The following is a 22,415-nucleotide window of genomic DNA, read 5'->3' as shown; positions in this document are numbered from 1 at the left end:
CTTCGGGTCCTCGCCTGGCGGCTCGGACCCGAACCGCAAAAGCGTGCGAGCGCGACATCGCTTCGCGATCTTCGCCCGGTGGCTCGCCTCCGGCGTCGCCCCCAGCCTCAGGTAGCGCGCTCGCGTGCGTGGCCGGGCTTGCTGGCCAGGCCCCTCCCGCGTCGAGGGCGCCCTCCAGACCCGGTTCACCGCTCACCCGTGACCTCCAAACCCGTTCAGCACGTCCACGATCTCCCGCACCGGCGGTCACGGCAGGCGAGCTCGGGCCGCGTCTCGGCCCGGTTCGGCTCCTGCTGGACCGGCCGTGTAAGTAGGGTCGCCACCATGACCGACTTTCTCCAGGTCTCCACCACAACGGCCAGCCGCGAAGAAGCCATGAATCTCCTTCGATCTGCCGTCGGTGCCAAGTTGGCAGCGTCGGGGCAGGTTTTCGGGCCTGCCGGGAGTGTGTTCTGGCATCTCGGGGAGCTCGGTGACGGTGAGGAGTGGCAGTTGTTCCTCCGAACCACCCGCGACCGGTATGCCGACCTGGAGGCGCACCTGATCGAGCATCATCCGTGGGACAACCCGGAAGTCACCTTTACGGTGATCGACGGCGGTTCGGAGCGCTACCTGGAGTGGCTCAGCCGAGAAGCGTCATCGTCCTAGCCCGTTCGAGCACCTCGGCCACTTCGGGCACGTCCGCATGGACACGAAGCCGCTCGGCGACCTCCGCGATCCGCTCGCCGGGCCTGGGCGAGGCGACATCACTGCCAAGGTCGATCGCTTGCCCCAGCGCGTGAGCGCCCTGTTCGATCTCTTGGGCGTCGATATGGGCATCAGCCAGCCAGGTTGAGTAAAGCGCCTTGTCGCGCGCATGGGTGTCGTCGTATCGAGCCAACGCCCACCGAAGCGCGGGGATCGCTCGAACCGGGCGACGCAGCACGGCCCAGCAGCGGCCGGTCATGATCTGTAGCTCGATCTCGTCGACCCATCGCGCCCAGTCAGGATCAGGACCCTCCAGCCGATCCTCGGCGAGCGCGTCGGCCGCCTGGCCGAGTGCCTTCTCCACCTCGTCGCTATGCGTCGGTCCCGCGACCGCGTGCGCCCACGCTGCCCGCTCGTGGAGAAGGGCGCGGACGGCTGGTGGTGTCCGCCGGTCAACGACCCGGCATGAGGCGTCTGCCTCGTCCGTGCCAGGCCGGCCCGTGCTCACTCGTTGGTAAGCCATGAGGGCGAGCGCGTTCCCGATGAGGCCGGTGTCGCCGATGTCCGAGGCTGCGGTCATGCTGTCTCGAAACAAGCTGCGAGCGGCAGCCATCCGGCCTGAGTCCAGCGCCGCCCACCCGGCCTGCTGAGCCTGCTCGGCTGCCACGCCCACTAGGCCGCGACCCGTGGCCTCGGTGTAGGTCGCATTGCTGATCAGATTCCGAGTGGCGGACAGCTCGGCGGCATACACGCTGTAGGTCTGCGACCCGCCAAGGACGTCATCCAGACGGCGGAGTCTGGCCGTACGGCGTCTGAGTCGCTCGACCAGCTCCATACCGATGCGGCTGCTCTCCTGGTCGGCGAGCCCGGCGGGGGCGACCGCGAGGCCGGCCGCGGCGACGGACAGTCCGAGGAAGTCGCGGCGTTCCACGGGATCATCATCGTCCGCGGCGACCGTCGGGGCAAAGAGGTGTCTCTGCGGCACCGCGAAGGCCTGTGCGTAGGCCCGTCGGTTTCGGCTGCTGATCCCGACTTTGCCACGCTCCCACCGCTTCACGTAGTCGATGACGGTCGCCAGGTCGGGTTTCTGCTGACCTCGCATTGCGGCGTCCCATTGTGCCCCTGCCTCTCTGCGAGAGATGCGCGTTCACTGGCAGTGACCAAAACACCGCTCCCCAGAACTTCGGAAGGTCTGGGGCTCGCCGGACCGCAGGAGGCCTGACTGTGAACGACGTAGCGGAGTGCAAGGCAGCGCTACGTACCGAGTTTCCTGGGTGGTCGATCATCACCGCGAAGCCGTCCGGGCGGTGGTGGGCGACGCGCGGGCCCAAGGCCGGTGAGGCCGTCCGGCATGGCGCATCTTGTTTCGATGCCGATACTCCGGAGGAGCTTCGGGTCAAGCTGCTCGGGGTGGCCGGTGAGTAGGCGGATGACCGGGCAGGAGCGGCAGGAGTTGGTTCGGCTCCGCGCCGACTTTCCCGGTTGGTTGGTCGCTTTCCCTGCGTCGACGTTGCGGTGGCAGGCCTGTCGAAGGACGGGTCTGCCATCCGGAGTGCGTGCTGGGTACGGGGCAGTGGAGGCAGATGCTCCCGAGCTCTTGCGGGACCTGCTGGAGGAAGCCGCTGCCCTGGACGTGATGTACGGCGGGACCGGCGGAAGGCCATGACTGGGCCTGGTGAGTGGCAGATCGATGTGTACGCCGAGGGTGAGGGATACATCGCGGTGGACCGTGAGAGCGGCTGCACTGTTGGTGCGTTCGTTGATGAGGGCGGGGGCTGGTTTCGCGTACGGATGCCGTCTGGCACTGTACGCGGCATGTGGGTCCAGCCGAATGTCAAAGAACCTTGGCGGGACATCGTCCACCGGATGCTCGGCGTCTAAAGGCCCGCCCTCCCTAGAGAGGACGGGCCAACGTGTCACTCGGTTAGGCGTCCAGGGCCGTTCCGTAGAGGCGGTCGACCTTGAGTCTGATGACCAGGCGGCGGCCCTTCGTCATCTCCTCCAGGAAGGCGGTTTCGTCGGCTGGGTCATCGAAGCCGCCCGCCATCGCCAGGAGTTCGCGGCCTACCGCGTCGCCTGGTGTTTCGGTCACCTCTGAGAGCTCCGCCTTGCCTTCGGCGATGGCGTAGGAGAAGACGTTCTCGCCCTGGAGCTGCACTGTTGCGCGGGGGTCGTTCTGGAGGTGCTTGACCTTGATCCGGCCCTCGGCGGAGGAGATGCGGATGAGCCGCTCTTCGGGATTCCAGTTGATGACCATCGTGGCCAGGTGGGGCTGGCCGCTCCGCTTGAGCGTCGCCAGGGTGCCGAACGGCTGGGTGGCCAGGATCTTCAGGATCTCGTCCTCGGTGAGGGCGCGGGCGCCGGGGCCCTGTCCAGGTCCGTACTCGGTCATCGGAATCTCCTCTTGATCGTTTCTTAGTCGTTCAGGCTGCGAGCGAGCGTTCGGCGGACGGCTCGGTGGGTGCGGTGGGCTGCTGCTCGGGCTTGGCGGGGCGGAGGACGACCAAGGTCACGATGAACGCGGCCACTAGCAGGCCGCCGGAGGTGGCGAAGGCCAGGTGGAAGCCGTCGGTGAGCGCGGTCGCCTGGTCTTTGCCTGCGGCGAGGTGGTCTTCGGTGCGGGACGCGGCGAGGGTCGACAGGACGGCGACGCCCAGGGCCATGCCGATCTGCTGGGTGGTGTTGAACAGGCCGGACGCCAGGCCCGCGTCGTCATCGCGTGCGCCGGACATGCCGAGTGTGGTCAGGGCCGGGAGTACGAGGCCGCCGCCTGCGATGAGCAGCATGACCGGCAGCAGGTCGGTGACGTAGTTCGCGTGGACCGGGATGCGGGTCAGGTACGCCATCGCGGCGAAGAGGAGGACCAGGCCTGCCAGGAGGGTGGCACGGGTGCCGAAGCGGGCAGCTAGGCGGGCGGAGATGAAGAGCGAGACGGCGCCGATCGCGACGGCGGCCGGGAGCATGGCCAGCCCGGTCTCCAGGGCGCTGTAGCCGAGGACCTTCTGCATGTAGAGAGCCACGATGACCTGGAAGGCGAACATGCCCGACAGCGCCAGCATCTGCGCGACATTGGCGCCCGAGACGTTCCGCGAACGCAGGATCCGCAGCTTCATCAGCGGGGTCTTGGCGGTGGCCTGCCGGACGAAGAACGCGGCGAGCAGCAGCAGCGAGACGGCGCCGAGGCCGAGGGTGTGGGCTGAGAGCCAGCCGTACGACTCGACCTTGACCATCGTGTAGATCCCCAGCATCAGGCCGGACGTGGCGAGCAGCGCTCCGGCGACGTCCGCGCCGGAGGCGAGGCCCAGGCCCTTATCGGCGGGGAGTACGGGGAGGGCGAGGGCGATCACGGCGATGCCGATCGGCAGGTTGATGAAGAAGATCCAGTGCCAGCTCAGCGCGTCGGTCAGGACCCCGCCGAGCACCTGCCCGATCGAGGCACCGGCGGCGCCGGTGAAGCTGAACACCGCGATCGCCTTGGCCCGTTCGCGCGTCTCGGTGAAGAGCGTGACCAGGATGCCGAGCACGACCGCCGAGGACATCGCGCTGCCGACGCCCTGCAGGAACCGGGCCGCGATCAGCAGGTTCTGGCCGGTGGCGGCGCCGGCGAGGAGCGAGGCGGCGGTGAAGACCGCGTTCCCGGCCAGGAACATCGTTTTGCGGCCGATGAGGTCGCCCAGCCGGCCGGCCAGCAGGAGCAGCCCGCCGACCGCGATCAAGTAGCCGTTCATGATCCAGCTGAGCGAGGCGGGCGAGAAGCCCAGGTCGTGCTGGATGGCGGGCAGCGCCACGGTCACGATGCTGCCGTCCAGGATCGTCATCAGCATCGTGGTGGACAGCACGCCGAGCGCGAGCCAGCGGGATCGGGGAGTTGCGAGCGACATGGTCTTCTCCTGTTCAGGGTCAACAAGAGAGACCGTAGCAGATAGTTCCGTTACAGACGATCCCTAACCGACCTACTTTGTTCGCTCGCGTGCCCGGCGGGCCCCCTGAGGGCTCTCGGCGGGCACGGCCAGGTGGTCCTCGACCAGGGCGTTCAGGGCGCCGAGCAGGGCATTGCGGTCGGTCTCGGGAAGCGAGCCCAGAGCGTCCCGGTGAACGCCGTCGACGATGTCCTGGCTCTGCCGGGCGACCTCGGCGCCCTTCTCGGTGACCGCGATGATCCGCGCGCGCCGGTCGGTGCTGGACGGGCGGCGCTCGGCCAGCCCGGCCTTCTCCAGGGAGTCCACGGTCGTCACCATCGTGGTCTTGTCCATGTCGCCGATCTCGGCGAGCTGGATCTGGGTGCGCTCCTCTTCGAGCGCGTGCACGAGCACACAGTGCATCCGCGCGGTCAGCCCGATCTCGCCGAGCGCCGCCGCCATCCGCGTGCGCAGCACGTGGCTGGTGTGGTCGAGCAGGAACGACAGGTCGGGTTCGTTGCGCGAGGGGGCCATGGCGGTCATGGTCCCAGTGTATCGTCCCGTACTGGATTATCTATCGAAGTCCTATCCCGTCCAGGACGGCGGTGATCAGGTCGTCCAGCCGCTCCGGGGCGGGCGGGCTCGCGATGGCCTGGAAGAGCAGGCCCAGCACGGTCTCGTGACACACCCCGACGATCATCGAGGCGGCGGCGTCCACCTTGGCATCGGACGCGAGCCGCCCCAGCTCTTGTTCGGTGTGCAGATAGTCGCGCAGTCGGTCGCGCCAGTCGCCGGTCCCGTTGCCGTGCATGTCGGAGAAGCGGGCCAGAACCTCCGGCTGAGAGAGGAAACCCGCCATCGCCGGGAGGATCGCCCGGTGGAGAGCCAGGCCGTGCTCGATGTGGGTGTGGAGGTTCTCGGCGACGGTCGCGGTCCCGGGCTCGGGCAGGTCGCCGAGGGTTCGCTCTACCGAACCGACGTGCGCGTTCAGCGCGTGCGCCAGCAACTCCTCCTTGTCGGAGAAGTGGTTGTAGAGGACACCGTCGGCGACCCCCGCCTCACGTGCGATGGCGCGCACGGTGAGCCCGGCCGACCCGCGTTCGGCGATCATGCGTTCCGCCGTGGCGATCAGGTGGTCGCGCAGGCTCACGTCTCCGCCCCGCAGGGCCGCGGCTCGTCTCGGTGACATCACCCCGCATCGTAGTGAGCCGTTGTGAGCCAGGCGGTGCCGGTGAGGCGCACTGCGTGGTCGCGTTCGAAGGGGCGGAAGGCGGTCTCGACGGCTTCGTGGGCTGGGGCGGGGTCGGCGTCGCCGAGGTTGAAGCGGACGGGGCCCCAGCCCATGAAGAAGCCGGCTGCGTCGGCGGCGTCGGAGCCCCAGATCGACTCGCCCTCGATGTGCTCGGTGGCGACGTCATGGAAGCCCGCGCTGGTGAGGATGGTCTTGATGTGGGCGGGCTCGGAGAGGGACAGGGGACTGCTGCCGTGGCTGCCGAACTGTCCGGTCGGGGGTAGGTGCGGCGCCAGGGCCTGCATGATCGTGGCGAGGTCTGTGCCTGCCAGGTCGGTCATGCTCAGGAACGCCAGGCGGCCGTTCGGGCGCAGGGCGCGAGCGATGTTGGTGAACGCGGCCACCGGGTCGGCGAAGAACATGATCGCGAAGCGGCTGATCGCCGCGTCCAGGGATTCGGGCTTGAACGGGTGGACCTGGACGTCGCCCTGCTCGAAGGTCACGTTGGTGATGCCTTCGCTTTCGGCTAGGTGGCGGGCCGTGGTGAGCATCGGGCCGGAGAGATCGACACCCAGGGCGGATCCGTGGGAGGCGCGGCGGGCGGCCTGCCTGGTGACCTGGCCGTTGCCGCAGCCGATGTCGAGGACGTTGGTTTCGCTGCCGACGCCTGCGGCGTCCAGGAGGCGTTCGTTGTACGTGCTGTTCAGCGCGTCGTAGCGGTCGTGGTGGTCGGCCCAGTGGCGGCCCTCGTACCCGTTCCACGCCTCGGACTGGTGGGTGTTGACGATCCCGGCCATCGCTCCTCCTCGGTATGAACGCTTGTTCATGAACGTTTGTTCATAATGGGTGGAGGGTGGCCGGGATGTCAATCAGAGGCGGCGGTCCAGCACGGGCTCGCGGGGTGCGGGGGAGGGCGCGGCGGGCTTGGCGGGGCGGATCAGGAAGAGGGTGAGGACCACGGTTCCGGCGGCCAGGGCCAGGTCGCCCCAGAGCGCGATCTCGGCGGCGCCGGTGTAGTCGGGCCTGGCCGGGTGCGAGCCGAGGGCGGCGAAGAAGATCGCGCCGATGACGGCCACGCCCGTCGCGCCGGAGAACTGCTGGGTGGTGCTCAGGACGCCCGAGGCCGAGCCCGCCTGATCGGGCTTGACGCCGGACAGGACGGCGCCGATCACGGACGGGAGGGTGAGGCCGCCGCCGATGCCCGTGAGGCAGAGCGCGACCAGGATCCAGACCGCGTTGACGTCGTCGCCGAGCGCGCGGAGCTCGACCGCCATCGCCAGGATGCCCAGCGCGAGGAAGAGGGCGCCCGCAGGCAGGACCTTCGTGCCGTACCGCGTGATGAGGCGGCGGCCCAGGAGCGAGGTGACCATCGTCAGGATCGCCATCGGGCCGAAGCTGAGCCCGGCCTGGAGCGGGCTGAGGCCCAGCCCGGCCTGCAGCAGCAGCGTGAGCACCACGTTCATGCTGGCGAACGAGGTCATGAACGTGACGTTGACCGCGAGGCCGAGGTTGAACGAGCGGGCGCGGAAGAGGCCGAGGTCGAGCAGCGGCTCGCCGCCCGTGCGGGTCAGCCGGCGTTCCCACAGCAGCGTCGCGGCCATCGCGGGGATCGAGGCGGCCAGGCAGATCCACGTCCAGGCGGGCCAGCCCTCCTCGCGGCCGGCGGCGAGCGGCACGAGCGCGAGGGCCAGCGCGCCGGAGATCCCGACGACGCCGACCGGGTCCAGGCGCGGACGCCGCGTTCCGCGTCCACCGGGGAGCAGGCGCAGCGCCGCGGTGACCGCGACCACGCCGATCGGCACGTTGATCAGGAAGATGGGGCGCCAGCCGAGCCCGGCGATGTCGGCGTCCAGCAGCAGGCCGCCGAGGACCTGCCCGCACACCCCGCCGCCGCCGAGCACCGCCCCGAACCAGGCCATCGCGCGGGGACGTTCCGGCGCCGGGACGGCGGTCGTGACGAGCGCCAGCACCTGCGGCACCATCGCGGCGGCCGTGAGGCCCTGGAGGAGCCGGAACGCCACCAGCTGGGCGGGCGACTGCGCGAGCCCGCAGAGGAGGGAGGCGACGGTGAACGCGGCCATGCCGAGCGCGAACATGCGCCGGTGCCCGAACAGGTCGCCGAGGCGCCCGCCGGTCACCAGGCCCGCCGCGTAGGTGAAGGCGTAACCGGCCACGACCAGCTCCAGCGCGACCGGACCGGCGTGCAGGTCGCTCTGGAACGAGGGCGTGGCGACGTTGACGACCATGTAGTCGAACGACGACATGAACGTCGCTGAGAGGATCACGGGAAGCAACAGACGATTCATGCCTCGAGAGTCGGATCATGAAGAGGGCCGGCGCATGGGGAGGAATACCTAGTGCGGCGCCCGGGGTTCTTCAGATCCCGACGAGGCCTCTTTAGGGACGTGGCTGGATGGCGATGAGCTTCGTCGCGCGCGATGCCGAACTGGACGCGCTGCACGAGGCGTTCCGGCGTGCCCGCGAGGCCGGGCCGGTGACCGTCCTGGTCGGCGGCGAGGCGGGCATCGGCAAGTCCAGGCTGGTCGCGGAGTTCGCCGCGCGCCCGCGCGACACCGGTCCGCGCGACACCGGTCCGCGCGACACCGGTCCGCGCGACACCGGTCCGCGCGTCACCGGTCCGCGCGTCACCGGTCCGCGCGTCACCGGTCCGCGCGACACCGCGCTGCGCGACGAGGCGGATGGGGCGTGGGTGCTGGAGGGCGGGTGCCTGGAGCCGGGGATCGACGGGCTCGCGTACGCCCCGCACGTGATGATCATGCGGCTGCTCGTTCACCGGCTGGGCGCCGAGCGGGCGGCGCGGCTGCTTCCGGGCGGCGGGCGGCACGGGCTGGCGCACTGGCTGCCCGTGCTCGGGGAGCCCGAGGGCGACCCCGATCCCGTGACGGGGCGGACGCGGCTGTTCGAGGACGTGCTGGCCCTGCTGGAGGGCGCCGCCGCGGAACGGCCGCTCATCCTGATCTTCGAGGACCTGCACTGGGCCGACCCGTCGAGCCGCGAGCTGCTGGCCTTCCTCGTCCGCAACCTGACCCGCCCCGGCGTCCTCATCGTCGGCACGTACCGGACCAGCGACCTGGCCGACGCCGACCCGCTGCGTTCGCTGGTCGCGGGCCTGGTCCGGCTGCCGAACGTGGTCCACCTGGCCCCGGCGCCGCTCGCCCGCGAGGAGGTCCGCGAGCTGCTCGCCGCGCGCCTGGGCCGCGACCCGGCGCCCGCCCTGGCGCACGAGATCCACCGCCGGAGCGAGGGCAATCCGCTCTTCGCCGAGGCGCTCGCGGACGAGGGACCGGCGACCGCGACGCCCGTGCCGCTGCGCGATCTCCTGCTGTCGGGTCTCCGGCGGCTGCCGGAGGAGACGCGGCAGGTCGTCCGGGCCGGATCGGTGATCGGCGGCACGGTCGGGCACGAGCTGCTCGCCGCCGTCACCGGGCTGGACGACCTCGCGCTGGAGGCGGCGCTGCGGCCCGCCGTGGACATCGGCCTGCTGCGGCCCGCCGACGACTGTTACTGCTACCTCTTCCGGCACGATCTCGTGCGGCAGGCCGTCTACGAGGATCTGCTGCCGAGCGAGCGCCGCCGCCTGCACGCGCGGGCGGGCGGGGCCCTGGACCTCGACGCGGCCCTCGTGCCGACCGGCCGCGCGCCCGCCGCGAAGGCCGCGCACTGGTACGCGGCGGGCGACCGGCGGCGCGCCCTCATCGCGGCCTGGCGCGCCGCCGCGGCCGCCGGTGCCGCCTACGCCCATCCCGAACGCAGGCGGATGCTCAGCCGCGTCCTGGAGCTGTGGGAGCGCGTCCCGGACGCCGCGAGGACGCTCAGCATCGACCATGTGGTCGTGCTGGAACGCGGCGTCGAGGCCGCGCTCGCCTCCGGTGAGGCCGAGTGTGGGGTCGCGCTGGCGACGGCGGCGATCGAGGAGCTCGGCGACCGCGACGCCTCGCGTGTGGCGGCGTTGCTGGAGCTGCGCAGCACGCTGCGGCACCGGCTCGGCGAGGACGCCCTGGACGATCTGCGCTCTGGCATCGCGCTGCTGCCCGCCGATCCGCCCAGCCGTGCCCGCGGCCGCCTGCTCGGCATGCTCGCCAACCGGCTCTTCCTGCTGTCCCAGCCCGCCGAGGCCCGCACGGTCGCGACCGAGGCGCTGGCCGCCGGCCGGGCCACGGGCGACGCCCGCATGCAGGCGTGGGCGCTGGTCACGCTGGCCTCGCTCGCGGGCTTCGACGGCGACCTGGACGCGAGCATCGAGATGTACGAGCAGGCGGTCGAGGTCGCACGCGGCGGCGCCGACACCGCCGCCGTGCTGACCGTGGCGATCATGGCCGAGGCCGACGCCCACCACGGCGCGGGGCGGCACGAGCGGGCGTGGGAGCTGGCGGCGCAGAGCATCGCCGCCGCCGAACGTTCCGGACTCGCGCGCGACCAGGGCGTCGGCTCGGCCGCGCACGGCGCCGAGCCGCTCGTCGCGCTCGGTCGCTGGGCGGAGGCCCGCGCGCTCATCCGTGACAGCCTCGCGCTGGACCCGCCGCCGCTCTTCCGCGCCGTGAGCCTGATCAGCCTCGGCGCCGTGGCGCTCGCCGAAGGAGACCTGGCCGAGGCCGAACGCGCCGCCACCTCCGCCCGCGCGGTGCTGCACGACGGCTACGGCGGCAAGATGTTCCACTTTCGGCTGTACGACCTGGAGGCCGCTCTCGCGATCGCGCAGGGGGATCTGAAGCGGGCAGACGACGCGCTCGAACGGGCCTTCGCGGACCTGGACGTCTCGTTCCACAGCCGCTTCGCCTGGCCCCTGCTGGTGACCGGCGCCCGCCTGGCCGCGGAACTCCGTGCCCTCGCCGTGCGGGACACGGCCGCCAAAGCCCACGCGGACGCCCTGCTCGGCAGGGTCAAAGCCCTCGCCGCGCAGCTTCCCGTGCACGGGCCCGTGCAGGTGGCGCAGCGCGCGACCTTCCAGGCGCTCACGGGGGAGTCGGACTGGGACGTGGCCGCGAAGGCATGGCGTGACCTCAAACAGCCCTACGAACTCGCATGCGCCCTCTGGCATGCCGCCGAGGCCGCGGCGGAGGCGGGCGACAAGGCGGGTGCGGCCGAACGCCTTCAGGAGGCGCAGTCCATCGCGTCCGGCCTGGGCGCCGTACCGCTGAGCAAGGAGCTTGAGCTTTTCGCCACCCGCGCCCGCCTCACACGAGAGCAATCGGCGGACCCGCCGCTCGCCGTGCCCGAGGACAATGAGGCCTTGGGGCTGACCCCGCGCGAGATGGAGGTGCTGCGGCTGGTCGCCGACGGCCTCAGTAACCGCCAGATCGCCGAACGGCTCTACATCTCCGCCAAGACCTCCGGCGTCCACGTCTCCAACATCCTGGCGAAGCTCCAGGTCGCGTCCCGTACGGAGGCCGCGGCCCTCGCGCACCGCCTCCGCCTCTTCGACGCCGACCAGGGGTGACTAGAACGGAATTCTCTGTTCCCCTACACTGGGTGGCATGGAGACCAGGACGCAGCCGCCCATGAGCGGCCGGAAAGCCCAAGCGGCCAGGAACGACGAGCTGATCCGCGAGGCGGCGCGGGCCGTCTTCACCGCGGATCCCGGCGCGCCGATCTCGGCCGTCGCCGAGCACGCCGGAGTCGGGATCAGTGCCCTCTACCGGCGCTACAAGAGCAAAGAGGAACTGCTCCAGCGGCTCGCCGACGACGGGATGGACCGCTACCTGGCCCAGGTCCAGCAGGCGCTCGCCGACGACCGTGACGCCTGGGTCTCGTTCGCCGACTTCATGCGCCGCTGCCTGGACATCGGCGCGGGCTCCCTCACGATGCGCCTGGCGGGCAGTTTTCCGGTCACCGAGGAGATGTCGCAGAAGGGCCGCGACATCCACATGGCCACCGTTCAGCTCCTGGAACGCACCAAGGGGGCGGGCGCGCTCCGGTCCGACATCGAGGTCGGCGACATCTCGGTCATGCTGGAGCACCTGCACACCATCCGGATCGGCGATGATGCCCGGATGAACCGGCTCCAGCACCGCTACCTGGAGCTCTTCCTGTCCGCGCTCCACATGCCCGAAGCGGAGGAGCTCCCCGGCCCCCCTCCGAACTGGCAGGAGCTGAGGGGGCGATATGACGATTGACCTACTGGACCGCCGCGCGCTCAACCGGGCCTACCTCGACCGCCAGCTCCTGCTCCGGCGGCACGAGATGCCCGCGTTGAGTGCGATCGAGCATCTCGTCGGGATGCAGTCGCAGGCGCCCAACCCGCCGTACGTCGGGCTCTGGACCCGTCTGGAGGGCTTCGGCTTCGACGAGCTGGCGGGCCTGATGCACGACCGGAGCGCGGTCCGGATCGTGCTGATGCGCGGCACGCTCCACCTGGTCAGCGCCCGCGACGCGCGCTTCCTGCGGCCGCTCACCCAGCCGCTGATGGAACGCGCCGTCGCGACCGGGTCGGGCGGGCGCGACGTGAACGGCATCGACCTGGCCGCCGTACGGGACACGGCCGCCAAGCTGTTCGCCGAGCAGCCGCGCACCGACAAGGAGATGCGGGCGCTGCTGGCCGGGCACTTCCCCGACCACGAGCCCGACGTGGTCAACTGGGCGGCCCGTTCGATGATCCCGCTCGTCCAGGTCCCGCCGCGCGGTATCTGGGGCAAGCCCGGCCTGGCCACCCACACCACCCTGGACGCGTGGCTGGGCGAGGCCACGGACGCCGTCGAGTCGTCGCTGGAACGGATGGTCCTGCGCTACCTGGCCGCGTTCGGACCGGCGACCGTGATGGACATGCAGCACTGGTCCGGGCTGACCGGCCTGAACAAGGTCGTCGAAGCCGTCGCGGGCGACCTGGTCACCTTCACCGACGAGAACGGCAGGACGCTCTACGACCTGCCCGACGCTCCCCGCCCCGCTCCCGACACCCCCGCGCCGATCCGGTTCGTTCCGGACTTCGACAACCTGACGCTCTCGCACGCCGACCGGACCCGCGTCATCAGCGAGGAGCACCGCAAGCGCGTCTTCACCATCAACGGCATCATCCGCGCCACCGTCCTCGTGGACGGGTTCGTCGCGGGGATGTGGAAGATGGAGAAGAAGCGCGGCGTGGCCACGTTGCGGATCGAGCTCTTCGACCGCGTCTCCTCCTCCGACGAGACCGCGCTGGCCGAGGAGGGCGCCCGCCTGCTGAACGCCGCGCACCCCGACGCCAAGGAGCACGCCGCGGTCGAATTCGTCTGAGACGGCTCGCCCAGGCCGCTAGGCCTCCAGGTAGCGCAGGACGGCCAGGACCCGGCGGTGGCCGGTGCCCGACGGCGGCAGGCCGAGCTTGGTGAAGATGTTGGCGACGTGCTTCTCGACGGCACGGTCGGTGACGACCAGCGAGGCCGCGATCGCGGCGTTGGTACGGCCCTCCGCCATCAGGGCCAGGACCTCGCGTTCGCGCGGGGTCAGGCCCGCGAGGGCGTCGGCGCGGCGCGAGTTCAGCAGGTGGGAGACGACCTCGGGGTCCAGGGCGGTGCCGCCGCCCGCGACCCGGGTCAGCGCGTCCACGAACTCGTTCAGGTCGGAGACGCGCTCCTTGAGCAGGTAGCCGACGCCCGCAGGCGCCTGGGCGAGCAGCTCGGCGGCGTAGCGCGTCTCCACGTACTGCGAGAAGAGCAGCAGCCCGAGGCCCGGATGGTCGCGGCGCAGTTCGAGCGCGGCGCGCAGGCCCTCGTCGGTGTGCGTCGGCGGCATCCGGATGTCGATCACCGCGACGTCGGGCGCGTGCTCGGCCACGGCCGCGCGCAGCGCGTCCGCGTCGCCGACCGAGGCGACCACCTCGTGGCCGCGCATGCCGAGCAACTGGGTCAGTCCCTCGCGCAGGATGACGGCGTCATCCGCGATCACGATGCGCATACTTCTCCGCGGCCGGTAGTGGGAGGTCGACGGTGACAACCGTAGGGCCGCCGGGCGGGCTCTGGATGTCCAGGCGGCCGTCCACCGGTCGGATCCGGTCGAGCAGCCCGGTGAGGCCCGTGCCGGCGCCGAGCGCCGCGCCGCCCCTGCCGTCGTCGGTGACGCGGACGCGCAGGTTCGTGCCGCCCTGAGCGACGACGCTGACCAGGGCCTGCGTCGCCTCGGCGTGCTTGGCGACGTTGGCCAGCAGCTCGGCGACGCAGAAGTAGGCGATGGACTCGATGGCCGCGGAGGGACGTTCGGGCAGGTGGGTGTCCAGCTCCACCGGGACCGCGCTGCGGGCGCCGAGCGTGGCCAGCGCCACGTCCAGGCCCTTGTCCAGAACAGGCGGATGGATACCGCGCACCAGTTCGCGCAGCTCGCCGATGGCCCCGCGCGCCTCCTCCTCGGCGGCGGCCACCATGTTCCGCGTCGCCTCCGGAACGTCGGGCGGCAGCGTCTCCTTCATCATCGCCAGGTTCATGACCAGCGAGATCAGCCGCACCTGCGCCCCGTCGTGCAGATCCCGTTCGATGCGCCGGAGCGTCGCCACGGCGTCGTCGACCGCCAGCGCCCGCGTCTCCTCCAGGTCGCGGATCCGCTCGGTCTCGTTCGGGCCCAGGAGGGTGCGGATGAGCAGCAGGTCCAGGCTCGCGATCAGCCGTACGGCCCAGGGCGCGACGAGCAGCAGGACCGCACCCCCGGCCGCCACCAGCAGGCTGCGCTGCCAGGTGTCGAAGATGACGTCGCCGAGGACGAAGCCGTGCCGGACGCCGCCGTCGGGAGCGACCGTCTTCACGTCGTTCAGACGCAGCGGGAGCTGGATCGGGTAGGTCAGGCCGACGAAGCCCCAGCCCCAGGTCACCGAGACGGCGTAAAGCGTGGCGAGGCCCAGGGGGAGCTTCACCGCCAGGTAGCCGAACGCCCGGTACCCGGCGGGGTCGTAGGCGGCACGGCCGGGTGGAGCGGGGGCGGGGGACGCGACGCGTTCGTGCAGCAACCGCGCGGCCAGCTCGCGGTAGAGGTCGCTGAGCCGCCGTGCCCCGCGCAGGCCGACCGCTTCCATGCGCGGCCCGGCCCTGGTGACCGCCAGGATCGCCATCGGAAGCCCGGCGACGATGACGTAGGCGAGGGCGACGAGCGAGAGCGGCATCGAGATCAGCGCGTAGAGCAGCTCCCGCCAGGCGCGTCCCGTGAACGGCGCCCGCAGGATGGCCCTGACCGTGCTCATTCACACATCTTTCACTACGCGCACGATCAGTCGCTCCTGGACGCGCGTCACCCACCGGAGCAGCAGCGGAGTGATGAACAGGAACGCGAATCCGCCGAGGCTGTGGACGGCCCATGCCCCCGCAAGCGTCGGGCCTCCCCAGGCGTCCTCCCACGTGCCGCCGAAGACGGCGATCCGCAGCGGGTAGAGGAGGTTGGCCAGGACCAGGCTCCAGCCGTACATCGCGATGAGGAACGCCAGCAGGTTGAGCGGCAGGCTCACGAGGGCATGGAGGGCCGTACGGAAGGGGCGGCGCCGGGCCGGCAGGGGCGTGCCCAGGAAGCGCCGGGCGAGCGCAGGCTGCGCGGGGCGGCCGATGAGCGAAGGCAGGGTCGCGGGGAGCGCGACGACGGCGTAGGCCGTACGACGCCAGGTGTCGGCGGTGAAGGGCGCCGCGAGGACGGGCCGGGCGGCGGGTGCTGCGAGTGACGAGCGCATGCCTCAAGGCTCGCGTTCGGGGTGTGCCCGGGTCGATCGTGGACGTACGGGGATCGGGGGTTCGGTTTACCCCACCTGGCAGGTCCTCAGCAGGCCTCTACGGTGTCCGCCTCGGCTCCGCTGGCCTCGCAGGTCTCGACGTCGGCGTTCAGGGAGTCCATCAGCGTCTGCAGGGTCCCGCGCAGCTCCGCGACCTGGTCGCGGGTGAGCGGGTCGAACAGGACCTCGCGTACGGCCTTCACGTGGCCGGGCGCGGCCTCCTTCAGGACCTCGAAGCCCTCGTCGGTCAGCTCGGCGATGGTGGTGCGGCGGTCACAGGAGAGCTTGGTGCGGCGCACCCAGCCCGACTCCTCCAGCCGGTTGACCGCGTGCGAGAGGCGGCTCGGGGACGAGTGGACGATCCGGGCGAGCTCGGTCATGGTGAGCTTGCGGCCGGGGGCCTCCGACAGCATCGCCAAGATCATGTAGTAGGTGTGCGGCATGCCGGAGTCGCGCTGGAGCTGGCGGTCCAGGGCGTCGTTCAGCAGGCGGGTGGTCCACAGGAAGGCCCGCCAGGTCCGCTGCTCGTCGTCGTCCAGCCACCGCGTCTCGCTCATGGTGTCCAGTTTATCCGATCATTTGAGCGTTCAAAATTTGAACAATCAACCCCGGTCGCGTACTCTCTTCAGGGAAGCTTGAATGCTCAACTATGTCGATCGGGAGGTCGCCATGTCGCGGATGCCGGTGCTCTACCTCAGCCATGGCGCGCCGCCCCTCGCCGACGACGAGGTCTGGACCGGCCAGCTCGCGCGCTGGTCGGCGGAGATCCCCAAGCCGACCTCGATCCTCATGGTGTCGGCCCACTGGGAGGAGGCGCCGCTCAGTATCGGCGCGACCCGCACGGTGCCGCTGATCTACGACTTCTGGGGCTTCCCGCAGCACTACTACGACGTTCAGTACGCGGCGCCCGGCGCGCCCGCGCTGGCCGCCGAGGTGGGCAAGCTGCTGCCCGAGACCCACCAGGACACCGAGCGCGGGCTCGACCACGGCGCGTACGTCCCGCTCGTCGAGATGTATCCGGACGCGGACGTGCCGGTGCTCCAGATGTCCATGCCGACGCTGGAGCCCGAGCGGCTCTTCGAGGTGGGACGGCGCCTGGCGCCGCTGCGCGACCAGGGCGTGCTGATCGTCGGCAGCGGGTTCACCACCCACAACCTGCGCGAGATGCGGCCGGGCGCCGACGCCGAGCCGCCCGCGTGGTCGGTGGAGTTCGACGACTGGGCGGAACGGGCCGTCGGCGGCGGCGACGTCGACGCGCTGCTGGACTTCCGCGACAAGGCCCCCGCCGCGCGGATCGCGCACCCGCGCACCGAGCACTTCGCGCCGCTGTTCGTGTCTTTGGGCGCGGACGCCGACGCGCCGTCCGGGCGCCGGTCGGTGATCGACGGATTCTGGTTCGGGCTGGCCAAGCGGTCGTTCCAGTTCGGCTGAGCACTAGACGGGGCGATTCGCCCTGATCACCGCATTCTTGACCCTCGTGAGGGCTGTGGGTGAACGAGCGGCGCGTTGACTGGTCCCCATGACGACGTCCACCTTCCGCCTGCCGGCCCATCCGGTCGTGCGTGCGTTCGCAGAGGCCATCAACAACGGCGACCGGGCGGCCTTCATGGCGCTGCTCACCCCGGGGGCCACCATGACCGACGACGGGAGCCCGCGAGACCTCGCTCAGTGGGCCGACCACGAGATCTTCGACGCCAACGGCCGGTTCGACGTGCGCCGCGAGGAGCCCGGCGGCCTCGGCATGATCGTCAAGTTCGGCAACGACACCTGGGGAGCGATGAACACCCGCTGGGACTTCACCGTCCAGGGCGACCGGATCAGCCGCTTCGACACCGGCCAGGCATGACGCCATGGCCCGCCGTACGAACGCCGGGCGCCGAGGCCTGGCGCTGAGCCCGCACCCGCAGGCCGGGCGCTAGGCCGGGAACGCGGGCCGGGCGCTAGGCCGGGAACGCGGGCCGGGCACGGAGGCCGCGACGCCGGGCCGGTCAGGCCTGACCCGCGGTCTCCGCGTCGGTGAAGCCGATGCGCCAGGACGGGATCCGCGGCTTCCAGCCCAGGTCCAGGGCCTTCGCGTTGGACACCGCCCGTCCCGTGGCGGCGGCGTGCCGGGCCTTGCCCGGAACGGGAGCACCCAGCGCCGCGCTGTAGACCGGCAGCCACTCGGCGGTGGTCGCCGGCTCGTCGTCGACGATGTTGACCGGCCCGGCGGGCCAGTCGAGCGCGGCCAGGGCGGCCGCCGCCGCATCGTCGGCGTGCACGAACGACGTCCACGCCGGGGTGGGCCGCAGGCTCCCGGCCCGCACCCGCTCGGCGATGGCGCCGTCCGGCGCGTACCAGGTGCCCGGTCCGTAGAGCGCGCCGTACCGCAGCACGACGCCGCGCGGCATCTCGGCGACCGCGTTCTCCAGCGCGGCGACGCCCTCGTAGGGCGGCAGCGTCGGGTCGAGCGGGTCGGTCTCGACGGCGGGCGAGTCGCCCGGCACGTACAGCCAGGCGATGCTCTGGGCGATCATGGCCTCCACGCCGGCCGCCTTCGCGGCCTCGACGAGGTTGCGGGTGCCCTCTACCCGCAGCCGGGAGTTGGCCGCGAAGTCCTCGGTGCTGAGGTCGGTCAGCTGGTGCACGATGACGTCCGGCCGCTCGGCGGCGATCGTCGCGTACACGGCCTCGGCGTCCAGGACGTCCAGGACCAGGGGCTTGGCGTGCTGCTGCGTGATGGAGCCGGCCCGCTCGGGACGCCGGGTCGTCCCGGCGACCTCGTGGCCGGCCTGGACCAGCTGGGGAACCAGCCGGCGGCCGACGACACCGGTCGCGCCGGCGACAAGAATCTTCAAGGGGGGTACCTCCACGACTACACGTCCTTGTGGCCGCCTCTCGGCAGGATAGGCAGAGACTCTCTCCAGGTCACGCCCGGCACGGCGAATCGGTGCCTACTCGCCGTATCCGGTCGGACTACAGGCGGCCATCCTTTTCAGTCGGACCGTCGCCCGGGTGCAGCCCCCGACCCAGGAGAGCCTTCCCACCTGGGACGGCTCTGGCACGACCATACCGCCATGAGCTCGCGAAACGGGGATCGGGCTGGTTGTCCGAAACTCATCTTGCGAATGGCCGAATACGGGCCAAACACGAGATGACGCCGGTCTCGACGGCCTGATCGCCGGATGAAAGTCTGGTGCGGGGAGGTGAGGACCGGATGCAGATCACGTTGATCCGGGGGGACATCACCGGGCAGAAGGTGGACGCGGTGGTGAACGCGGCCAACTCTTCCCTGCTCGGCGGGGGTGGCGTCGACGGCGCCATCCACCGCAGGGGCGGCCCGGCGATCCTGGAGGACTGCCGCAGGCTCCGCGCGTCCCATTACGGGGGCGGCCTGCCCACCGGCCAGGCGGTCGCCACCACGGCGGGCGAGCTGCCCGCCACGTGGGTGATCCACACGGTCGGCCCGGTCTATTCGGCGGGCGAGGACCGTTCCGCCCTGCTGGCCTCCTGCTATCGCGAGTCGCTGCGCGTCGCGGCCGAGCTCGGCGTCCGGACGATCGCGTTCCCGGCGGTATCCGCGGGGATTTACGGCTGGCCGATGAACGACGCGGCGCGCATCGCGGTCGGGACCGTACGGGCGACGCCCTCGCGGGTCGAGGAGGCCAGGTTCGTCCTGTTCACCGCCGAGGCGTTCGCCGCGTTCGAGCTCGCCCTCGCCTCCTAGCCCCCCACAACCTCGCCGATCTTGCTCTCAGCGCCCTCATCCGACGGATTCAAGGGCGCTCAGAGCAAGATCGGCGGGTTAGTCGTCGTCGTGCCGGATGATCAGGACCGGGCGTCCGGCGTGATGCAGGATGCGGTCGGAGACGCTGCCGAGCAGCACCGACTTGGCCCGCCCGAGACCTCGGGTTCCGGTCACCAGCAGGGTCGCCTCGATGTCGGCGGCCACGTCCACGATCGTCGACCAGATCGGGCCGCTGGTGGCCTCGGACCGCGCGACGGCGTCGGGCAGCCCGGCCCGGCGGGCGATGTCCGCGCCCTCCTCGGCGGTCTGCGCGGCCTGCTCCTGCTGCTCCTTCTGGAGCTCCATGTCGTTGCCGTCGATCAGCGGGCCGGGCGCGACCAGCGTGGTGCGGGCGAGCTGCATCAGCAGCGGCTCCCAGACGGTGAGGACCACGGCGGGCACGGGCCGCAGCAGCCCGGCGGCGCGCTCCACCGCGGTCTTGGAGTCGTCCGACCCGTCATAGGCGATGAGGATGGTCATACCGGACCCATGTCCGCTTTCCGGCCGGTCCGAACGTCGCCAGAGTCAAGACTCGCCAAGATCGCAGCCCGTCGGGTCGGGGCCCGCGAGCCGGGCTTATACGGCGGCGGGCGCCCTGCCGGGGCCGGGCGGGCCCGCGAAGGCCTGGGCCAGATCGAGCCACCGGTCCGCGTCCTCGCCCTCGGTGGCCAGCGCGAGATCGGCGCGGTGCCGCCGCTGCGTCACCAGCAGGCAGAAGTCCACAGCCGGTCCGGTCACCGACTGCGCGGCGTCCTCGGGCCCCCAGGCCCACTCGCCGCCGTCCGGCCCGGCCAGCGCGACCCGGAACTGCTCGGCGGGCGGCGTGAGACCGCGGATCTGGAACGCGAAGTCGCGCGTACGGACCCCGATGTGGGCCACGTGCCGCAGCCGTGCGGTGGGCTCGCGCCGCACGCCGAGCGCGTCGGCGACGTCCTGGCCGTGCGCCCAGGTCTCCATCAGCCGGGCGGTGGCCATGGACGCGGCGCCCATCGGCGGGCCGAACCACGGCAGCTTCGTGCCCGGCGGTACGGCCGCCAGGGCCTCGACCATCCGGCGCCGCCCGTCCCGCCAGCCCTCCAGAAGTTGTCGCGGGCTCTCCTTGGCGCCGTCCTCGGCGCCCTTGTCGACGAACCCGTCCGCGTCGGCCAGCGCCTGCTCGAAGATCTCGGCGAACGCCGCCGCGTCCGTGGCCGCCGCGACGGACTGCCGGTCGGTCCAGGCCAGGTGCGCGATCTGGTGGGCGATCGTCCAGCCCTCGGCGGGCGTCGGCGCCGCCCAGCCGGCCGGGGCCAGCGGCGCGACGAGGGCGTCCAGTGATTCGCCCTCGGCGGACAGGTCGGCGAGCAGGTCACGGAGATCGGGCATGGTCAAACCGAATCAGATTCAGAGGCCGTCCACAAGGGCGCGGGCGGCGGCGTAGTCGGCCTTGCCGTTCGGCAGCCGCAGCCCCTCGCCCGTCCGCACGAACGCCTTGGGAATCTTGTAGCGGGCCAGATGGACCGCGCAGCCCTCGCGCAGCCGCTCGTCGCTCGTCTCGCCCCCTGCCTCGTCTGCCTCGCCGCCTGCCTCGTCTGCCTCGCTGCCTGCTTCGCCGCCCGCCTCCGCGCCCGGCGCGAGCCGCAGGACGGCCACGATCTCGGTGCCCCAGCGTTCGCTCGGCCGCCCGACCACCAGCGCGTCGGCCACCCCCGGCAGGTCCCGCAGCACGCCCTCGACCTCCTCGGCGAACACCTTCTCGCCGCCGGTGTTGATCGTCGTGGCCTCCCGCCCGTGCACCTCCACGGTCCCGTCGGCGAGCAGCCGAGCCCGGTCCCCGGCGACCACCAGCCGCTCTCCGTCCACCGTGATGAACGTCGAGGCCGTCTTGTCCGGGTCGTTCAGATAACCGAGCGGCACCCGCCCGCCGCCCTTGGCCAGCCACCCCAGCTCGTCCTCGCCGGGCGCGAGCCGCCGCGTGCGGTCCGCGCTCAGTACCGCCGCCCCCGGCGCGGGCGCGAACGGCCGGTCCGCCGAGCCGCTGCGGGTCACCGCGAACCCGCTCTCCGACGACCCCAGCACGTCGACGATCCGCGTGGTGGGCAGCCGCTCCATGAGCCGCCGCTTGACGTCGGGGCTGATGGCCGCGGCCGAGTTGAGCATGGTGCGCAGCGTGGACAGGTCGTACGAGCCGCGCTCCAGCACCTCGACGATCGGCCGCGCGAACGCGTCGCCGACCATCGGCATCCGGGTGACCCGTTCCCGCTCGGCGGTCGCCATCAGGTCGGCCGCGTCCATGCCGTCCACCCGTTCGGGAAAGACCACGCACGCGCCGCCGCACCAGCCGCCGAGCGCCGACCAGGTCCCGGCGCCGTGCATCAGCGGCGGCCCGATCAGCACCCGGTGCGCGCCCCGTTCCGCCCGCGCGACCGCCTCGGTGAGGTCGTCGATCGCGGTCCCGTCGCGGCGGGTGAGGCCGAGCGGCCCGACCATCAGGTCGCCGATCCGCCACAGCACGCCCTTGGGCAGGCCCGTGGTCCCGCCCGTGTAGAGGATGTGCAGGTCACCCGCGTCCGGCCGTACGTCCAGCGGCTCGGTCGAGGCGGCCGCCAGCGCGGCCTCGTAGTCCAGGGCGCCGTCCAGCAGCCGTTCACCCGAGGAGTCGGCGACCTGGAGGAGCAGCGGCGTGATGCCGAGGCGCCGCACGACCCGTTCGATCGCCGCGGCGAAACAGGCGTGAAAGACGATCGCGCCGGGTCGCGCATCGGCGAACAGCTGGGCGAGCTCGTCGTCCACGTAGCGGTAGTTGACGTTGAACGGGGCGACCCGCGCCTTGTGCGCGCCGAGCAGCCCTTCCAGGTATTCGGGCCCGTTGTGCAGGTAGAGCGCCACGTGGTCGTGCTGCGACTCCCACGGCTCGACTGCCCGCTCGTGGCGGCCGAGGCCGTGCCCGTGCAGCACGTGCGCCAGCCGCCTGCTCCGCTCGGTGACCTGCCGCCACGTCAGCCTGCGGTCCGGAGTGACCACGCATTCGCGGTCGGGGATCGCGGCCGCGATGGCCTCGTGCAGGGTCGCGAGGTCGAGTTCGGGCATCGGCGCTCCTGGGGTGAGGTGACCTGGGAATCACCGTAACCGACCGCTTACCGAATCTCGTTCAGTGGGGTCGGAACGGCAAGATGA

The 22,415-nt window shown here is 71.5% G+C and carries 22 protein-coding genes; 7 read left to right on the top strand and 15 right to left on the bottom strand.

The features are described from left to right. Nucleotides 1-324: 324 nt before the first annotated feature. Nucleotides 325-648, top strand: a complete 324-nt coding sequence (gene cutA / locus J4573_RS47760) for a divalent-cation tolerance protein CutA (RefSeq protein WP_208263079.1) — start codon at nucleotides 325-327, stop codon at nucleotides 646-648. Here cutA and J4573_RS47755 read toward each other — a convergent pair. The 7 genes from J4573_RS47755 to J4573_RS47725 all read right to left on the bottom strand — a co-directional run bounded on the left by J4573_RS47755 (nucleotide 623) and on the right by J4573_RS47725 (nucleotide 8,123). After that, nucleotides 623-1,789: an NsdA family TPR-like regulatory protein gene (locus J4573_RS47755; RefSeq protein ID WP_208263078.1), complete on the bottom strand. Its 1,167-nt coding sequence runs from the start codon at nucleotides 1,787-1,789 to the stop codon at nucleotides 623-625. The two genes, cutA and J4573_RS47755, sit on opposite strands and share 26 nt — an antisense overlap. An 822-nt stretch (nucleotides 1,790-2,611) precedes the next feature. Beyond that, nucleotides 2,612-3,079: a pyridoxamine 5'-phosphate oxidase family protein gene (locus J4573_RS47750; RefSeq protein WP_208263077.1), complete on the bottom strand. Its 468-nt coding sequence runs from the start codon at nucleotides 3,077-3,079 to the stop codon at nucleotides 2,612-2,614. A 31-nt stretch (nucleotides 3,080-3,110) separates the two neighbouring features. Next, the gene (locus J4573_RS47745) at nucleotides 3,111-4,568 is read right to left on the bottom strand and encodes an MFS transporter (RefSeq protein WP_208263076.1); all 1,458 of its coding nucleotides are present in this window, start codon (nucleotides 4,566-4,568) and stop codon (nucleotides 3,111-3,113) included. 72 nt (nucleotides 4,569-4,640) lie between these two features. Further along, nucleotides 4,641-5,129 carry a MarR family winged helix-turn-helix transcriptional regulator gene (locus J4573_RS47740; RefSeq protein WP_208263075.1) on the bottom strand — a complete coding sequence of 163 codons (489 nt, stop codon included), beginning with the start codon at nucleotides 5,127-5,129 and terminating at the stop codon, nucleotides 4,641-4,643. 31 nt (nucleotides 5,130-5,160) lie between these two features. Further along, nucleotides 5,161-5,775 carry a TetR/AcrR family transcriptional regulator gene (locus J4573_RS47735; protein ID WP_208263074.1) on the bottom strand — a complete coding sequence of 205 codons (615 nt, stop codon included), beginning with the start codon at nucleotides 5,773-5,775 and terminating at the stop codon, nucleotides 5,161-5,163. Further along, nucleotides 5,775-6,614, bottom strand: coding sequence for a class I SAM-dependent methyltransferase (locus tag J4573_RS47730; RefSeq protein ID WP_208263073.1), 840 nt, complete (start codon nucleotides 6,612-6,614; stop codon nucleotides 5,775-5,777). Before J4573_RS47730 ends, J4573_RS47735 begins: the two co-directional genes overlap by 1 nt. A gap of 72 nt (nucleotides 6,615-6,686) precedes the next feature. Next, the gene (locus J4573_RS47725) at nucleotides 6,687-8,123 is read right to left on the bottom strand and encodes an MFS transporter (RefSeq protein WP_208263072.1); all 1,437 of its coding nucleotides are present in this window, start codon (nucleotides 8,121-8,123) and stop codon (nucleotides 6,687-6,689) included. A 107-nt stretch (nucleotides 8,124-8,230) separates the two neighbouring features. Here J4573_RS47725 and J4573_RS55800 point away from each other — a divergent pair, with 107 nt between their 5' ends. From J4573_RS55800 to J4573_RS47710, 3 genes are read left to right on the top strand one after another with little or no spacing between them, the layout of a single operon-like run. After that, a complete protein-coding gene (locus tag J4573_RS55800) occupies nucleotides 8,231-11,275 on the top strand; it encodes a helix-turn-helix transcriptional regulator (protein WP_208263071.1) in 3,045 nt (1,014 codons plus the stop codon). A gap of 37 nt (nucleotides 11,276-11,312) precedes the next feature. Further along, nucleotides 11,313-11,951, top strand: a complete 639-nt coding sequence (locus J4573_RS47715) for a TetR/AcrR family transcriptional regulator (RefSeq protein ID WP_243774758.1) — start codon at nucleotides 11,313-11,315, stop codon at nucleotides 11,949-11,951. Further along, entirely contained in the window at nucleotides 11,941-13,047 is a 1,107-nt protein-coding gene (locus J4573_RS47710) for a winged helix DNA-binding domain-containing protein (RefSeq protein WP_208263070.1), read from the top strand. The genes J4573_RS47715 and J4573_RS47710 overlap by 11 nt, the downstream gene beginning before the upstream one ends. Before the next feature lie 18 nt (nucleotides 13,048-13,065). Here J4573_RS47710 and J4573_RS47705 read toward each other — a convergent pair whose 3' ends face one another. From J4573_RS47705 to J4573_RS47690, 4 genes are all read right to left on the bottom strand, one after another. Then, complete coding sequence (locus J4573_RS47705; RefSeq protein WP_208263069.1) at nucleotides 13,066-13,707, bottom strand: response regulator transcription factor; 642 nt, start codon at nucleotides 13,705-13,707, stop codon at nucleotides 13,066-13,068. Continuing rightward, nucleotides 13,685-14,977, bottom strand: coding sequence for a sensor histidine kinase (locus J4573_RS47700; protein ID WP_208263068.1), 1,293 nt, complete (start codon nucleotides 14,975-14,977; stop codon nucleotides 13,685-13,687). The genes J4573_RS47705 and J4573_RS47700 overlap by 23 nt, the downstream gene beginning before the upstream one ends. Next, complete coding sequence (locus tag J4573_RS47695; protein WP_208263067.1) at nucleotides 14,978-15,454, bottom strand: hypothetical protein; 477 nt, start codon at nucleotides 15,452-15,454, stop codon at nucleotides 14,978-14,980. An 86-nt stretch (nucleotides 15,455-15,540) separates the two neighbouring features. Further along, nucleotides 15,541-16,050, bottom strand: coding sequence for a MarR family winged helix-turn-helix transcriptional regulator (locus J4573_RS47690; protein ID WP_208263066.1), 510 nt, complete (start codon nucleotides 16,048-16,050; stop codon nucleotides 15,541-15,543). Nucleotides 16,051-16,132: 82 nt separating this feature from the next. On the opposite strand from J4573_RS47690, the gene J4573_RS47685 reads away from it, so the two are divergent. Both J4573_RS47685 and J4573_RS47680 read left to right on the top strand, forming a co-directional pair. Beyond that, nucleotides 16,133-16,924: a dioxygenase family protein gene (locus J4573_RS47685; RefSeq protein WP_243774757.1), complete on the top strand. Its 792-nt coding sequence runs from the start codon at nucleotides 16,133-16,135 to the stop codon at nucleotides 16,922-16,924. 88 nt (nucleotides 16,925-17,012) lie between these two features. Then, complete coding sequence (locus J4573_RS47680) at nucleotides 17,013-17,339, top strand: Cif family virulence factor (protein ID WP_208263065.1); 327 nt, start codon at nucleotides 17,013-17,015, stop codon at nucleotides 17,337-17,339. Nucleotides 17,340-17,481: 142 nt separating this feature from the next. Here the strand turns inward: J4573_RS47680 and J4573_RS47675 are convergent, their stop codons facing one another. Continuing rightward, a complete protein-coding gene (locus J4573_RS47675) occupies nucleotides 17,482-18,330 on the bottom strand; it encodes an NAD-dependent epimerase/dehydratase family protein (protein WP_208263064.1) in 849 nt (282 codons plus the stop codon). 359 nt (nucleotides 18,331-18,689) lie between these two features. On the opposite strand from J4573_RS47675, the gene J4573_RS47670 reads away from it, so the two are divergent. After that, nucleotides 18,690-19,199: an O-acetyl-ADP-ribose deacetylase gene (locus J4573_RS47670; RefSeq protein WP_208263063.1), complete on the top strand. Its 510-nt coding sequence runs from the start codon at nucleotides 18,690-18,692 to the stop codon at nucleotides 19,197-19,199. A gap of 78 nt (nucleotides 19,200-19,277) precedes the next feature. Here the strand turns inward: J4573_RS47670 and J4573_RS47665 are convergent, their stop codons facing one another. From J4573_RS47665 to J4573_RS47655, 3 genes are all read right to left on the bottom strand, one after another. After that, nucleotides 19,278-19,739 (bottom strand): universal stress protein, encoded by a 462-nt coding sequence (locus J4573_RS47665; RefSeq protein ID WP_208263062.1) that lies wholly within the window; start codon nucleotides 19,737-19,739, stop codon nucleotides 19,278-19,280. A gap of 96 nt (nucleotides 19,740-19,835) precedes the next feature. Next, entirely contained in the window at nucleotides 19,836-20,624 is a 789-nt protein-coding gene (locus J4573_RS47660) for a TIGR03084 family metal-binding protein (RefSeq protein WP_208263061.1), read from the bottom strand. Between the two features lie 18 nt (nucleotides 20,625-20,642). Further along, nucleotides 20,643-22,328 carry an AMP-binding protein gene (locus J4573_RS47655; protein WP_208263060.1) on the bottom strand — a complete coding sequence of 562 codons (1,686 nt, stop codon included), beginning with the start codon at nucleotides 22,326-22,328 and terminating at the stop codon, nucleotides 20,643-20,645. Nucleotides 22,329-22,415: the final 87 nt, after the last annotated feature.

Origin of the sequence: Actinomadura barringtoniae, from assembly GCF_017573505.1 — a bacterium.
GTDB classification, from domain to species: domain Bacteria; phylum Actinomycetota; class Actinomycetes; order Streptosporangiales; family Streptosporangiaceae; genus Spirillospora; species Spirillospora barringtoniae.
This window is presented reverse-complemented; position numbering and strand designations above follow the sequence as displayed.

What these genes read in the sequence shown, in the direction of transcription:
- J4573_RS47695 (WP_208263067.1), bottom strand. Translation starts at nt 15,454, where the DNA reads ATGCGCTCGTCACTCGCAGCACCCGCCGCCCGGCCCGTCCTCGCGGCG.
- J4573_RS47715 (WP_243774758.1), top strand. Translation starts at nt 11,313, where the DNA reads ATGGAGACCAGGACGCAGCCGCCCATGAGCGGCCGGAAAGCCCAAGCG.
- J4573_RS47655 (WP_208263060.1), bottom strand. Translation starts at nt 22,328, where the DNA reads ATGCCCGAACTCGACCTCGCGACCCTGCACGAGGCCATCGCGGCCGCG.
- J4573_RS47700 (WP_208263068.1), bottom strand. Translation starts at nt 14,977, where the DNA reads ATGAGCACGGTCAGGGCCATCCTGCGGGCGCCGTTCACGGGACGCGCC.
- J4573_RS47660 (WP_208263061.1), bottom strand. Translation starts at nt 20,624, where the DNA reads ATGCCCGATCTCCGTGACCTGCTCGCCGACCTGTCCGCCGAGGGCGAA.
- J4573_RS47735 (WP_208263074.1), bottom strand. Translation starts at nt 5,775, where the DNA reads ATGTCACCGAGACGAGCCGCGGCCCTGCGGGGCGGAGACGTGAGCCTG.
- J4573_RS47725 (WP_208263072.1), bottom strand. Translation starts at nt 8,123, where the DNA reads ATGAATCGTCTGTTGCTTCCCGTGATCCTCTCAGCGACGTTCATGTCG.
- J4573_RS47685 (WP_243774757.1), top strand. Translation starts at nt 16,133, where the DNA reads ATGCTCAACTATGTCGATCGGGAGGTCGCCATGTCGCGGATGCCGGTG.
- J4573_RS47745 (WP_208263076.1), bottom strand. Translation starts at nt 4,568, where the DNA reads ATGTCGCTCGCAACTCCCCGATCCCGCTGGCTCGCGCTCGGCGTGCTG.
- J4573_RS47670 (WP_208263063.1), top strand. Translation starts at nt 18,690, where the DNA reads ATGCAGATCACGTTGATCCGGGGGGACATCACCGGGCAGAAGGTGGAC.
- J4573_RS47710 (WP_208263070.1), top strand. Translation starts at nt 11,941, where the DNA reads ATGACGATTGACCTACTGGACCGCCGCGCGCTCAACCGGGCCTACCTC.
- J4573_RS47750 (WP_208263077.1), bottom strand. Translation starts at nt 3,079, where the DNA reads ATGACCGAGTACGGACCTGGACAGGGCCCCGGCGCCCGCGCCCTCACC.
- J4573_RS47690 (WP_208263066.1), bottom strand. Translation starts at nt 16,050, where the DNA reads ATGAGCGAGACGCGGTGGCTGGACGACGACGAGCAGCGGACCTGGCGG.
- J4573_RS55800 (WP_208263071.1), top strand. Translation starts at nt 8,231, where the DNA reads ATGGCGATGAGCTTCGTCGCGCGCGATGCCGAACTGGACGCGCTGCAC.
- J4573_RS47705 (WP_208263069.1), bottom strand. Translation starts at nt 13,707, where the DNA reads ATGCGCATCGTGATCGCGGATGACGCCGTCATCCTGCGCGAGGGACTG.
- J4573_RS47730 (WP_208263073.1), bottom strand. Translation starts at nt 6,614, where the DNA reads ATGGCCGGGATCGTCAACACCCACCAGTCCGAGGCGTGGAACGGGTAC.
- J4573_RS47740 (WP_208263075.1), bottom strand. Translation starts at nt 5,129, where the DNA reads ATGACCGCCATGGCCCCCTCGCGCAACGAACCCGACCTGTCGTTCCTG.
- J4573_RS47680 (WP_208263065.1), top strand. Translation starts at nt 17,013, where the DNA reads ATGACGACGTCCACCTTCCGCCTGCCGGCCCATCCGGTCGTGCGTGCG.
- J4573_RS47665 (WP_208263062.1), bottom strand. Translation starts at nt 19,739, where the DNA reads ATGACCATCCTCATCGCCTATGACGGGTCGGACGACTCCAAGACCGCG.
- J4573_RS47755 (WP_208263078.1), bottom strand. Translation starts at nt 1,789, where the DNA reads ATGCGAGGTCAGCAGAAACCCGACCTGGCGACCGTCATCGACTACGTG.
- cutA (WP_208263079.1), top strand. Translation starts at nt 325, where the DNA reads ATGACCGACTTTCTCCAGGTCTCCACCACAACGGCCAGCCGCGAAGAA.